Annotated in this window: 13 protein-coding genes; 3 read left to right on the forward strand and 10 right to left on the reverse strand. The window is 69.8% G+C overall.

All coding sequences use genetic code 11. The features are described from left to right. The 7 genes from HR086_RS16540 to HR086_RS16570 all read right to left on the reverse strand — a co-directional run. Positions 1-520: iron chelate uptake ABC transporter family permease subunit (locus tag HR086_RS16540; RefSeq protein WP_174466103.1), on the reverse strand; the 520-nt coding region annotated here is incomplete at its 3' end. Continuing rightward, positions 517-1,434, reverse strand: a complete 918-nt coding sequence (locus HR086_RS16545; RefSeq protein WP_174466104.1) for a hemin ABC transporter substrate-binding protein — start codon at positions 1,432-1,434, stop codon at positions 517-519. The genes HR086_RS16540 and HR086_RS16545, both read right to left, overlap by 4 nt. Then, positions 1,431-2,522 carry a hemin-degrading factor gene (locus HR086_RS16550; RefSeq protein WP_174462958.1) on the reverse strand — a complete coding sequence of 364 codons (1,092 nt, stop codon included), beginning with the start codon at positions 2,520-2,522 and terminating at the stop codon, positions 1,431-1,433. The genes HR086_RS16545 and HR086_RS16550 overlap by 4 nt, the downstream gene beginning before the upstream one ends. Positions 2,523-2,554: 32 nt before the next feature. After that, on the reverse strand, positions 2,555-3,277 hold the full coding sequence (locus tag HR086_RS16555; protein ID WP_174454723.1) for an HmuY family protein: 723 nt from the start codon (positions 3,275-3,277) through the stop codon (positions 2,555-2,557). A gap of 27 nt (positions 3,278-3,304) precedes the next feature. Next, complete coding sequence (locus HR086_RS16560; protein ID WP_254626349.1) at positions 3,305-5,443, reverse strand: TonB-dependent siderophore receptor; 2,139 nt, start codon at positions 5,441-5,443, stop codon at positions 3,305-3,307. A 138-nt stretch (positions 5,444-5,581) separates the two neighbouring features. Next, positions 5,582-5,761 (reverse strand): hypothetical protein, encoded by a 180-nt coding sequence (locus HR086_RS16565; protein ID WP_174454862.1) that lies wholly within the window; start codon positions 5,759-5,761, stop codon positions 5,582-5,584. A 112-nt stretch (positions 5,762-5,873) separates the two neighbouring features. Next, the gene (locus HR086_RS16570) at positions 5,874-6,512 is read right to left on the reverse strand and encodes a hypothetical protein (protein WP_141641931.1); all 639 of its coding nucleotides are present in this window, start codon (positions 6,510-6,512) and stop codon (positions 5,874-5,876) included. A gap of 56 nt (positions 6,513-6,568) precedes the next feature. Between HR086_RS16570 and HR086_RS16575 the strand changes: the two genes are divergently transcribed. Further along, positions 6,569-7,411 carry an LEA type 2 family protein gene (locus HR086_RS16575; protein ID WP_174454722.1) on the forward strand — a complete coding sequence of 281 codons (843 nt, stop codon included), beginning with the start codon at positions 6,569-6,571 and terminating at the stop codon, positions 7,409-7,411. A gap of 12 nt (positions 7,412-7,423) precedes the next feature. Further along, positions 7,424-8,122 (forward strand): leucyl/phenylalanyl-tRNA--protein transferase, encoded by a 699-nt coding sequence (gene aat, locus HR086_RS16580; protein ID WP_174454721.1) that lies wholly within the window; start codon positions 7,424-7,426, stop codon positions 8,120-8,122. A gap of 2 nt (positions 8,123-8,124) precedes the next feature. On the opposite strand, the gene HR086_RS16585 is transcribed toward aat, so the two are convergent. Then, complete coding sequence (locus HR086_RS16585) at positions 8,125-9,135, reverse strand: WD40 repeat domain-containing protein (RefSeq protein ID WP_174466105.1); 1,011 nt, start codon at positions 9,133-9,135, stop codon at positions 8,125-8,127. 31 nt (positions 9,136-9,166) lie between these two features. Then, entirely contained in the window at positions 9,167-10,174 is a 1,008-nt protein-coding gene (locus tag HR086_RS16590; protein WP_141641935.1) for a hypothetical protein, read from the reverse strand. A 243-nt stretch (positions 10,175-10,417) separates the two neighbouring features. Between HR086_RS16590 and HR086_RS16595 the strand changes: the two genes are divergently transcribed. Beyond that, entirely contained in the window at positions 10,418-11,980 is a 1,563-nt protein-coding gene (locus HR086_RS16595; RefSeq protein ID WP_174466106.1) for an LVIVD repeat-containing protein, read from the forward strand. Here the strand turns inward: HR086_RS16595 and HR086_RS16600 are convergent. Then, entirely contained in the window at positions 11,977-12,762 is a 786-nt protein-coding gene (locus tag HR086_RS16600; protein WP_174466107.1) for a pilus assembly protein N-terminal domain-containing protein, read from the reverse strand. The genes HR086_RS16595 and HR086_RS16600 overlap by 4 nt on opposite strands. Between the last annotated feature and the right edge of the window lie 25 nt (positions 12,763-12,787).

A 12,787-nucleotide genomic window follows, 5' to 3' on the forward strand; every position in this document is an offset into this window, starting at 1 on the left:
CACCACCCCCGCCCAGCCGCTGCGCGAGCAACGTGGCGCTCAGCGCTCCCAGGAACGCCGCGCCCGGAACCACGAGCAACCGGAACGGCCCCAGCCGCGAGCTGAGGGCCACGTCCATGACGATGGCGGCCACCGCGCCCAGGGCCGCGCCGCTGGAGGTCCCCAGGAGGCCCGGCTCCACGAGCGGGTTGCGGAACAACGCCTGGAGCGCGGCGCCGCTGGTGGCCAGCACCGCGCCCACCATCACCCCGAGCACCACGCGAGGCAGACGGATGGACAGCAGCACCGCCTGCTGCATCGGCTCCAGCCGATATCCCGTCTCCAGCCCCAACGCCTCCAGCGCACTGCCGAACAGCCCCAACAGTGGCACCCGGTACGAGCCCACCGAGAGCGACGTGAGCGTGACGACCACGAGCGCGGCGCCCAGCACGAACCACGGGCGAGGACGGCCACCAGGCACCCTCACCTGCTCCCGCGCCGGATACGTCGCGGGAGCGGGAGCCACGTCCGAAGCGCTCATGTCCCGTCCTGCGCCGGAAGTCCCATGCCGTCCTGCAAGCGCTGCACGGCCTTGCCCAGCTTGGGCCCCAGGCTCATGAAGTGGACATCCTCGATGGTGGTCAGCTTCCAGCCCTGGACCTGGGACAGGCCAGGGACCAGCCGAAGTCCCGCCTCACCTCCAACGGCCTCCAGCGAGCCGCCGGGAAGCAGGATGATGTCGGGCGCCGCGCCAACCACGGCCTCGGCCGTCAGCGGCCGGTGACCGGTGTAGCCCGTCACGGCATTCACGCCCCCCGCAAGCCGGATGAGCTCATCGGTGGCCGTGTCCTTGCCCGCGACCATGAGGGCGTTGGCGCCCCGGGCATACAGCGCGAGGATGCGCTTGGGCTTCGCCTGCTTCGCCGACGCGGCACGAGCAGCGGCGCGCTTCAGGTCCGCCTCCAGCTCCGCGACGAGCGCCTCACCCTCGGACACCCGGCCCAGCTTCGTGGCAATCGTCCGGATGCGCTGCCGTGCCACATCCAGCGTGGGCAGGTTGGACAGCACCACGACTTCCATTCCCGCCGTGCGAAGCTGCTCGAGGACACCAGGAGGTCCCGCCTCCTCCGACGCCAGCAGCCACGCCGCGCCGAGCGCGAGCAGGGGCTCCGCGGCCAGCGCGCGCTGGTAACCCACCTTGGGCCGGCTCCGGGCCACGGGCAGCGCCAGACTGGTGTCGTCCACGCCCACCACCTGCGCTCCCGCGCCGAGCGCGAACACCGTCTCGGTGACAGCGGGCCCCACCGTCACCAGCTTGGGCGCGGCGGGGACCGGGGCCGTCTTCGCCGCGACGGGAGCAGGTGCCGCCTTCGCGGCGGAGGGTGCGGCCGGAGCAGCAGCCAGCGCGGACCGCGACAGCAGCAGCGCGGCCAGGAGCACTGTCACGCGATTCATGACGCCACCCCGGTCGCGGGCAGCGCGGCGATAAGCTCCTCCATCAGCGCCCGCCATTCAGGCTGCTCGGGGATGCCGGGCTTCCGCTTGCCGAAGAGCAGCGCGATGTTCTCACCGGCCGCGTCGAACAGCTCCAGCGAGGTGACGACGCCGTCACGCGTGGGCTTGCGGACAATCCAGGCCGTGTGGACGTGGTCCGTGCGCAGGTGCAGGTTGAAGCTCGGGTCCAACACGTTCATCCACGGGCCCATGGCGCGCACGGTGTGCACGGGGCCGGTGTGAATCTGGATGGCACCCGGGTTGCCGACGAACACCATGATGGGCAGGCCCGAGGCCGCCACCTTCTCCAGCACCCACGTCAGCGAGGAGGTCGCCACGGGCGTGGTCAGCTCGTTCCCCACCAGCCGGAGCGCCTGGGTCCGCGCGACCTTGAAGCGGCGCAGCAGCGGGAAGAAGTCGTGCGTGTCCTGGAGCGCGCGCCAGCCCGACACCAGGCCCTCCACGTCGATGTCGCCATCGGGCCGGGGGGCCTCCGCCGCGGTGGCCGCCTCCACCGGCACCCCGCGCGACTGCTCAGCGTGGGTGTAGTCCTCCACCAGTCGCTCGAACGCGCTGACGCCGGACTCGTCCTCCAGGTAGACCTTGTGAACGGCCATGCCCGTGCCGTCGAAGAAGTGCAGGCTGCGCCGCGTGCCCTCCGGACGGACCTCCCGGAACGCGAAGCCGAAGCGCCAGCGCGTGAGGAACAGCCGCAGGTCGATGTTCTCGTCCAGCACCAGCGCGACGGCGCCGTTCACCTCGACGTTGCGGTAAAGGCCGCGCTTCTCGTGCACGGCGCTCTCGTTGCGCGTGAGCGTCATCACCTTGCCCAGCGACTCCAGGCGCGGCAACAACGTGTCGAGGCGCAGGTCCAACCGGACGACGTCTTCACCCACACCGGTGGCGAGCAACTGCGCCTCGCTCACGCCAAGTTGCTCCGCCGCGTCACGAATACGGGTGCGCGGCTGTTCCTCGCGCAGCGACTGCCAGCGCTGACGGAGGGCGGTGGGCTCGAGAGAAGACGCCGGCGAAACAGGTTGGGAAATCATGGCAGACACCAGGGGAAAGGAAGACTTCGACTTCAGTGAGACGCTTCGACAGGGAGACCGCTGGGAGAGACGCCATCCTCGAGCGCGCCAGCCGAGACGGGCGCCGTCACCTTCGTCCAGCGCAGCTTGAGCATCGCGGGCGTTCCGGCGTCGTCGTAGTAGGACAACATCTCCACCTTGAAGTACGCCTTCGAGTCGGAGCGCACGACGTACACCTGCGCGCGCGGGGACAGCTTGTGCGTCGACACGTCGTAGGCGTACCAGGCGCCGTTGGCCTGGAAGACGGTGTCCGGGTCCACGCCCTCGTCGTCGCCGTCATCCGCGTCGACCGAGTAGCCGCCCGCGGGCGCCTGGGTGAGCTGGGCGAAGTCCTGCGAGGGCAGCACCGCCACCTCCACGCCACCCGTGCCATTCACGCCGCCGCGCGAGCGGATGCCAAAGCGCTGGAACGACAGGTCCCACGTCGCGTCCGCGCTCGCGCTCACCTGCAGGCCGGTGTCCAGGTCCAGGCCCACCCAATCCGTCTTGCTCGTGGCGTCGACGACGGTGGTGATGGAGCCGTCCGTGTTGCCCACGTGGCGCACGTGCGTGCCGTTCGCCGGCACCTCGACGCCCGGCTGCTCCGGCGTGTTGTCATCGTCGTCCCCAGGCGTGGGGACCAGGTCGTCACCGCAGGCGGACAGCAGGCCAGACAGGCACAGGACCGCGGCGGCGCGGCCGAAACGAGACACGGAGAAGAAGGTGGGGCGGGACATTCAGGCTCCTTGAAGGTTTGGGGTGACTCACAGCCGGAACGAGAGGCCGGCCTGGAAGGTGCGTGGCGGAATGGGCAGGTCCGTGGGATTGCCCGCGTCGGCGAGGTTGGAGCCGAGCACGAAGAACTGGAGCGACTCGCGCGCCCTCCAGGCGATGCGGGCGTCCACCGTGACGTAGGCCTCCGACTTGTAGGGATTGGCGACGCCGTCACCATCCGTGTCCGGATAGAAGGGACGCTTGCCCACGAGCGCCGCGCGGACCCACGTCTCCAGGCCCCACTCGCGGTGGCGCCACGTGGCCTGCGCGGTGAGCCGGTGGAGCGCCTGACCTTCCAGCGCCCGGTCCAGCTCCTCGTCGTGTCCGTCGGTGAGCGTGTAGGCCATCTCGCCGGACAGGCGCCACGGGAAGCGCTGGCGCAAGCCCAGCTCACCGCCCCGCACGCGCGCACGCGCCACGTTGACGTAGGTGAAGAGCTGCTGCTCTCCGCCCTGCTGGAGCGTGGTGCCAATCATGTCGCGCAACGCGTGCTGATACGCGCTCACCCAGATGAGCGAGGCATCCGACGGCCGAACCTCCGTGGACACACTGAAGCTGCGCGAGCGCTCCGGCTTCAGGTCCGGATTGCCGCGCACCGAGTAGCCGACGCTGGGGTTCTCGAAGTCCAGCAGCAGCTCCTGGAAGCCCGGCGCCCGGTAGCCCCAGCCGTAGCTGCCGCGCACGGTGAGCCAGGACAGCGGGTCCACCTTCGCCGCGAGTCGAGGCGTGACGGCCGTACCGAACTGCGTGTCCACGTCCACGCGCGCGCCCGGGACGACCACCAGCTTGGGGCCCGTCGCCAGCGTCCAGCTGTCCTGCGCGTAGAGCGATGCGCGGCCCCGGTCGCCCTCGCCCGTCTCCAGTCGGTCCGCCACCAGCCACTCGCCCAGGAACTCCGCGCCGACGACGAACGCGTGACGTTCGCCCACGCGCGCGTCGAGCTGCGTGCCCAGTCGGCCCTGCTGTTCGCGCGTGTCCTCCACCGTGTCCAGCGCGGAGGCGCGGCGCTGGTCTCTCAGGTAGCGACGCTGGAAGTGGGAATACGAACCCTCCACCCGGAGCGTCGCGCCGCTGTTCAACTTCCAGGACGGCGCCAGCCGCGAGTTGATGGACGTGTCGCGGCTCGCCCTGTCGAACACCGCGCCCGCGACGCCCAGGTCGACGCCGCGCTGGGTGCGTCGGGAGAAGCCGGCGGACCCCTCCAGTGACAGGGGACCTTCGCCCTTCAGGTCTCCGCTGGCGGAGACGTCGAAGCCCTCCAGGCTGCTGCCCGTGGTGCCGACGTCCGCGGGCTCCAAATCGTAGGACGCACGGCGCTGCAAGCCACCGCTGAGCCGCAGGCCCCAGCTCTCGCCCCGCGCCTCGCCCGTCGCATCCAGGTCCAGCCGCTCCAGCGCGCCATAGGCCACGCGCAGCTCACCGCCGAGCGGCTTGCGAGCCCGTCGCGTGATGAAGTTCACCACGCCACCCACGGCGTCACTGCCGTAGAGGACCGACGACGGCCCCTTGACGATCTCCACCTGCTCCACGTCCTCGAGCGACAACCGGGACAGGTCCACGCTGCCGGCGACACGGCCCGCGACGCGCTCTCCATCCACCAGCACCAGCACGTACTCGGGCCCCAGGCCCTGCACCTGCAGCGACGCTCCGGCGAAGGTCTGCACCACCTCCAGGCCCGGATGCGCGGCGAGCAACTCCGACGCGTCCCGCGCGCCGCTCGCGACGATGTCCGCGCGAGTGATGACCTCGGTGGCCACGGGCGTCTCGCCCAGGCGCTCCTGGGTGCGCGACGCCGTCACCACGGTGCGCGCCACCGGCACCTCGTCTTGCGAGGCCTCGGCGGGTGTCGAAGATGCCGAGGTCGTCGAGGCCCCTGGACCCGCGACGACCTCGGCCTGCTTCGACACTTTTGCCGCATCCTCGGAAGCGCTCGACTCGGCGGAGACAGGCTCGGCCGCGACAGGCGCTTGCTCATTCAGGGACGGATTCGACGCGGGAGAAGGCTGCTCCGCCTCGGCGGACACCGCTTCACCCGGGGCCGCGGCCTGCGCCAGTTCGGGCGACGCGCGGCCCCACGCCACCTGGGGGGCGGCGCAGGCCAGCACGAGGAGACACCAACTCCCACGCATTCAACGTCCTCCGGCTCATGGCCGGTGGGACTCCACTTCCGGATGGAATCCCCGCGGGGCGCTGGGCTCAAGGGCCTCTGGCCTCAGTCAACTCTCGCTACACGCCGGGCCTGGTCACGCCCGGGCACTCCCACCTGCTCAGCCGCCCGTGTTCGGCGCGCTCCCACCACCCGGCGGTCGCTCCAGCGGCACCACTCGCGTGCGGTGGCAGCGACGGCACTTCAGCTCCACACCCTCCGGCACCAACCTCGCCAGCAGACTCCCGCACAGGCACCGCAGCTCGTCCGCTCCACCGCCCTGCTGGCACCCGTCGCTCATCACCGCTCCGCTGTCTGAAACGCGACGGACGATATTGATACTCATTATCAAAGTCAAACCATTCAGACGGGCAGTGTCCTGGGGTGTACAGGGGCGGCCAGGAAGCGGACTGTCAGTGGACTTTGAGGCGGACGGCGGCTTCGCGGGGGACGCGGGGCTTGGGCGTCACCATGCGCGCGATGCCGTAATACAGCTGGTCCTCGGTGTAGACCTTGCGCACACGTCGGTGCGTCCCCGGGACGTAGGCGGGACCTGGGCGCTCCAGCCACTGGAGCACGCGCACCTCGCCGGTGAGGGCCAGGGCGGACAGCAGCTCCGGAGGGCACAGCTTGAGGTAGCGGCGCACGAGCGGGCGCAGCTTCCGGGAGAAGTCCTTGCCGAGCACGGCGTGGCGCCGGCCCGAGTGCAGGGTGCCGTCGAAGCGGCGCGACAGGTGGAAGAGCTCGTGCAGCACCGTCTCCAGGCGGGCCTGGGCGGTGGAGCCCCTGAAGAAGAGGGGCCGCAGGGTGATGCAGTAGAGCATCCGCCGGCCGCGAATGCGGATGACGGGCTTGCGCCGACCCGTGCGGTCCGTGGACTTGCCGCCCCGGAAGCACAGGGGCTTCACGGTGCCACGGGAAGCGCGGCGCGCCTCACCGGCCACCACCAGGATGCGGCCCGCCTTCACGTGGGCGAACTCCGGCAGCTTCGTCGCGATGTCCCTGATGAGGGAGCGAACCGTCTTGTTGAAGTTGGGGCGGCGTCGGACCACGAGTGGTGGACAGTCTAGCGGAAAAGCCCTTGGGGGCGGCTTCCGGGGTGCACACAATGTCTAACGTGATGCGCTCGACTTCGCCCGTCGTCCAGCTTGCCGCACTGCTCCTGGTGGGTCTGGGGTGTGCCTCGTCCTCCACCCGGCCGGCTGGTTCCGCCACCCTCACCGCACAGGACACGTCCGTCGTGTCGCAGGGCCTGACAGAGGCCACCCTGCGCTACAGCGCCCAGGTGTCCAGCGCCGCGCCCGGCGTGGTGGAGCGCGTCGACTACGAGCTGGTCTCCGAGGGGAAGGTGCTGAAGAAGGGAACGGTGAAGCTGGAGACACGGCTTGCGCCAGGCGCTCCGGGCGACGTGTCCTTCGAGGAGCGCGCGGCCTACGTGCAGAGCGCGGAAGACCTGGCGCGGCTGAGCGCCCAGGGTGGCACGGTGCTCCTGGCGCTCAGGGGCGTGCTGGTGGTGCGCTCGGGTGACTCCGAGCAACAGATTCCGTTCGCCGCGAGTCGCGCGGTGCGCGTGCCCCGGCTGCCCACCATCGTCGTGGAGGAGCTGGATGGGGCGCGCTATTCCGCCGAGGAGGTGCAGCTCAACCTCCGGCTGGGTATCCAGAACCCCAATCCCTTCCCGCTGAAGCTCAGCGGGCTGACGTGGCAGATGGCGGTGGCGGGCAAGGCGCTGGACAGTGGAACGCTGGCCCAGTCGGACAGCGTGGATGCCTCCGCCACGGGGGTGTATCCGGTGGAGGTGGCGGTGACGAAGGACTCGTGGGGGCCGGAGGTGAAGGCCCTCATCTCCCGAGGCGTCTTGCCCTATGGGGTGACGGGGGAGCTGACCGGTCCACTGATGCGGGTGCCGTATTCACTCTCGGGCGAGGTGAAGCTGAACGTGTCCCGGTAGAGTGGGCGGTGCGTGCCCATCTATCTGTTGAGTGACGAGCACCCGGAGCTGTTCCCGCCTCCGGAGCGCGCTGACAAGAGCGGAGTGCTCGCCGTGGGCGGGGACCTGAGCCCGGAGCGGCTCCTGGCCGCGTACTCGCGCGGCATCTTCCCTTGGTTCAGTGAAGGGGACCCCATCCTCTGGCACTCGCCGGACCCGCGCTTCGTGTTGACGCCGGACACGCTGCACGTGGGCCGCAGCCTGCGCAAGACGATGGCTCGGGGTGAGTACGAGGTGCGCTACGACACGGCCTTCGCGCGCGTCATCACCGAGTGCGGCCGCGTGACGCGTCCCGGGCAGAACGGGACGTGGATTACGGACGAGATGTTGGGGGCATACGTCGAACTGCACGAGCGGGGCTTCGCGCACTCGGTGGAGGCGTGGCAGGACGGCGAATTGAAGGGCGGGCTGTACGGCGTGTCGCTGGGCGCGGCGTTCTTCGGTGAGAGCATGTTCGCGCTGGCGCCGGATGCGTCGAAGGTCGCCTTCGTGTCCTCGGTGGAGCGCTTCAAGGAATGGGGCTTCCAACTCGTGGACTGCCAGGTGGAGACCGAGCACCTGGCGAGATTTGGCGCGGAGTCATGGCCGCGAAAGCGCTTCCTCGCCGCGCTCCACAAGGCCCTGCGCGAGCCGACGCGGCAGGGGAAATGGACCGAAGCCCCCAAGCAGTGACCTCAGTCGGTCACCGCCCAAAGGTCCACGGTGCCATCACCCCGCCCCCAGGCGACGAGCCGGCCATCGGGCGAGAAGAGCGCATCGCTCGTCTGCATGTCGTCGCCGTCGCTGGCGCGGAACAACGCCTCGCCCGTATCGAAGCGATGGACACCGAAGCCTCGGCCGTCACGGGAGGCCGCGAGCAGGTCGCCCCGGGGATTGAAGCTCAGGTTGCACGCATAGCCGCTGAAGCCAGGAAGCGTCCCCACCAGCCGACGCTCGTCCACGTGCACCACGGCGACCTCCTCCGTGATGCCGCCCACGGCGAGAAGGGGCTCCGTCGGATGGAACGCGAGGCTCCACGTCGTGGGCGCGTCGATGGACAGCGCCATGGGACGCGCGCCTTCGGCGATGTCCCAGAGCCAGAGGTTCTCCTTCCGCTTATCGTCCGGGGTGAAGGTCGCCGCCGCGAAGCGCCCATCCGGGGACAGCGCGCACGCCGTCAGGGACACGCCCGTGTCCAGCGGCGCGAGTTCGCAGTGGGGACGCCAGGACTTCACGTCCCACACCAGGGGCGCATCGCCATCCAACGGAATCAGAAGAGCCCGCTCCCCGTCCGGAGACATGGCGAACAGGGTCACCGCATGAGCCAGGTGTTGCTCACGCATCAGCGACCCATCCTTCGTGGAGAGGAGCACCAACCTCGGGCGCCAAAGCCCCAAAGGCGAGCGGTTCGCGGGAGCTACGGCCAGGATGCGCTCGGCGTCGAGAAGCATCGCCGCACTCCCTTCGAGCCGCTGCTCGTGGGCATGCTCCGACGGCGTCCCCACGTTCCACCACCGAAGCAGTGCGCCCCTGTTGCTCAACGCGAGGAGCACGGTGCCGCCCGGCTCGAAAGCGAGCTTCTGGCCCGAGGTGTAGGACGGAAGCTCGGGGCCGAGTTGCCCCACCTGCTTCAACCGCGAGGCGTTGGCCGGAGTGATGACCTGGAAGCGAGAGTCCATGATGGCGCTGACCGAAGGCGGCGCCATCACGGCCTGACAGGTTCCGCGAAAATCGAGGTCAGCGCTTCACCTTGCACGGAGACAGGGTGCGCTTGGTGAGGATGAGGTCCTCTTCCGTCGGACTCCCATAACGCACGGCTTTCGGCGCGGCCTTCGGCTTGGCGGCCTCGTGCATATAGAGCGAGCCCAGGTCTCGACTGAGCACGAACCTCAGCCCCGCGCTGTCGTGCAGGCCACCGAAGAACTGCGTGCCCCCGTTGCGCAACAGCGCCGGGGTGAGTGCCCCTGGAGGACGGTAGAGCAGCAGTGAGAGGTCCTCGGTGGGCCAGTCGCACGGGTCCTTCTTCCCCTTGCGCTCCATCCACGACACCGTGAAGTCGCCCACCGTGGTGCTGTCATCCCAGCTCGCGCCGATGCGTTCCCACAGGCGCATGCACTCCGGCGACTCACAGTCGCGCGCGGGGATGAACTCCAACACATCCGGCGGCAGGCCTTCTCCATCCTTGCCCGTCTCGCGCTCGGTGGGCCTTCGCAGCTTGCACCCCGTGGGCTCGTCCTTCTGCCGCAGCGCCACCGGCGTGCCGGACAGACGCCCGGGTGGCAGCACGTCGCAGTCCACTTCAATCTCCGCCATGAGGAACGTCTTGCGGTCCACGTCCGTCGCCCCCATCCGCGCCGCCCACCAACTGACGGGCACCGCGCGACAGGCCGCCGTGTCCGCCTTGCCGAACACCCACAGCGGGATGGTCGGGTCCGGCGCGCCGAGCCGCCGCACCTCCTCCTCCGGCACCCGCTTCACCCCCGAGCGCTCCCGCTCGCGGCCCTTGAAGAAGGTGTCCTTCGATTCGGGGATGATGGCCTGGTGCACCAGCCAACCCGAACCCTCCATGCCCACCTGCGCGCGCGGCGTGAAGGGCACCAGGTCCGGGCGCTTCGGACAGCCCCGCTCCGGCTCGGTGGGCGCGGTGAGCACCACCTCGCCATCGTCGAACTGGGCGCTCGCCCCCAGCGGCGCGAGCAGCGTCAGGCTCAGCACCAGTGAAGTCGACCGCATCTTGAATCGCATCGGCTCCTCCAGAAGACCCCGGCGCCTTGACGCACGAACCCGCCATGCCCGGGCCGGAAACACGCGCCGTCATACCTCATGCCGGCCTCTTCACGGCACACCCTGAAACGTCCCCGGCGTCGACCCTTCCCACGCGGATACCTGCCGCATGCGGACGCGACAGGCGAAGCGCCGGCCGTCGCGATATGAATACCTCCGCGTCCCTCCGACGCGGACACACCCCACTCCTTCAGGATGAGCTCCATGCGTGCCCTGTTGACGCTGGCCGCGGTGACCCTGGCCCTGACGGCCTGCAGCAACGACAAGCAGACACCGATGCCCGGCCCCCCGTCGGGCGGCTCGGACGAGGGCGACTGGAAGGACAACGGCGCCTTCGCCGCATGCAAGGTGGACACGGCCTCCAATGCCTGCGGAAGCCAGGGCAGCTTCGATGCGAGCGGCTGCACTCCTGGAGGGCTCGCGACGCTGGAGCTGGACGGCGTCTATACCCTTCACGTCCGCGCGAGGAATCCTCGCTACGGAAACACCTACAGCTTCGCGCCCCTGTCCATGAGGCTGGCCCCCACCGGCCCCCAGTCCGCCGGTGGACTGAACCTGGACACGCGACTGGTGGGTGTGGCTGGCCGCAACATCTTCCTCTCCGCCTCGCGCACGGAAGGCACGAACGGTGTCCGTCGCCGCTCGTTCCTGGGCTGCCAGTCTCCAGAGCCCGGACGGCTGCAGGGTTGCTTCGTGGAATGCCTCAACGGACGAGTGGAGGGCGAGGGAACCTTCGACGCGAAGAAGGTCACCGTCCCCACGGACGAACCGGAGTCCTCCGGTCTGGAACGGGTGTCCGAGACGCCCGTGACACCGGGACTGCCCGTCGACGTGTACGTCACTCACGGGCACGCCTACGTCGTCTCGCTCGGCGGAGGCCTCTTCGTCTACGACGTGAGGGACCCGGCGCACCCCGTGCTGACCGAGCACATCCAGCGCACCAATGACACGTACTGGAACGGCGTCTGGTCCCACGGCGATGCGCTCTATGTCGCCAGCGGCGTGCGCGGGGTCATCGTCTTCGACCTGACCGACCCCGCCCATCCCGTGGAGGCGTTCGCGACGGGAGGAACGCGCACCAACGTGCACACCGTGTTCGTGTACGAGAACACGCTGCTCGCCGCCTCGCCCGCGCCCACCGGAGAGGTGCTTGTCTACGACGTCACCACCCCCCTGTCTCCACGGCTGACGGGCGCCTTCCAGGCCGCGGGCTTCGACGCCGCGAGTTCCTACGGGCCGCACGACATGTTCGCCTTCGAGGGGAGGCTCTACGTCAACTTCTGGCGCGCTGGCTATGTCATCGGCGCGCTGGAGCAGAGCGGGACGCCCCGGCAGCTCGGCTCCTACCGCTACGCGCACTCCACCAGCCACGCGAGCGCCGTCGCGCGATACGGCGAGCGCATCATCGCCTTCGAGGGCGGCGAGGACTGGGGCGCGCATCTGCGCGTGCTCGACGTCACGGACCCGGCCTCCGTGAAGCTCCTCGGCGAGCACCGGATGCGGGAGCACATCTCCATCCACAACATGGTGCTGTCCGGCACGAAGCTCTACGTCGCCTGGTACCACGAGGGCGTGCGCGTGCTGGATGTGTCCACTCCGGAGGCTCCGCGCGAGGTGGCCCACTACCGCACCTTCCGGCCGGACGACGCGGGGCGGGGAGAGAGCTTCTACGACGGCGCCCTCGGCATCCGCGTGCCGGGCGACGGCTACATCTACACGGTGGACTCGTCGCGCGGACTCATCATCCTGCGAGAGACAGCGCCCTAGCCCCCGCGCTTCTTGCGCGGCGGCTTCTTCGGAGGCGGAGAGAGAATCTCCACCTCCACCGGCGGTTCCACCTGGACAGCGGGGCCAGCGTCCGGCACCGCCGCGGCCGGCTCCGGAGCCTTCAGCTCCACCCGGTCTTCCAGTGGCACGCGGCCCACCGAGCGCCGGAACAGCTCCCACAGCGCCCGGTGCCAGTCCTCGCGGCTCGCGATGCCCGTCACCACCAGGCCCGCGCCGCTGTAGTTCGCCGTCAGGCCCAGCGGCTGGAGCGCGGCGACCACCGAGGACAGCTGCTCCTGAAGCGCCGGCACCTCGAAGGTCAGCTCCAGCTCGCGGGCCACATACGCATCCGTGCGCAGAACCTCCAGCAGCGCCGCGCGGCACGCGGCGTCCTTCACCGTGGCCGTGAGCGAGCGCTCCGCGCCTTGCGTGGCCTTCAGGTCCGGACAGGCCTTGCGCGCGGAGGCCAGCTTGGTCGAGACGTCCTCGGGAGGCGGATTTCCCACCGTGAGGCGCCACACCGCGAAGCGCCCCTCCGCGAACAGCAGGAGGAGCGTGCGCCCCTCCTTCTGACCGGTGAGCAACAGTTCGTTGGTGCCCGGGAGCACCTCGGCGGTGGCGACGGAGGCGTCCTCCACCTCCACCCAGTCCACGGCCGCCAGCTTCTGGAAGCGCTCCTTGCCCGCCTCCAGGGGTAGGACCATGTCCACCGGCCACGCGCCAGCCACGGCGGGGACGAGAAGGGCCAGGAGTGCGCCAAGGAAATACATGCGAGCGGGCATGAGGGCTCCGGCGGGGTGGAACGGA

Source organism: Myxococcus sp. CA039A (genome assembly GCF_013336645.1).
Classification (GTDB): domain Bacteria; phylum Myxococcota; class Myxococcia; order Myxococcales; family Myxococcaceae; genus Myxococcus; species Myxococcus llanfairpwllgwyngyllgogerychwyrndrobwllllantysiliogogogochensis.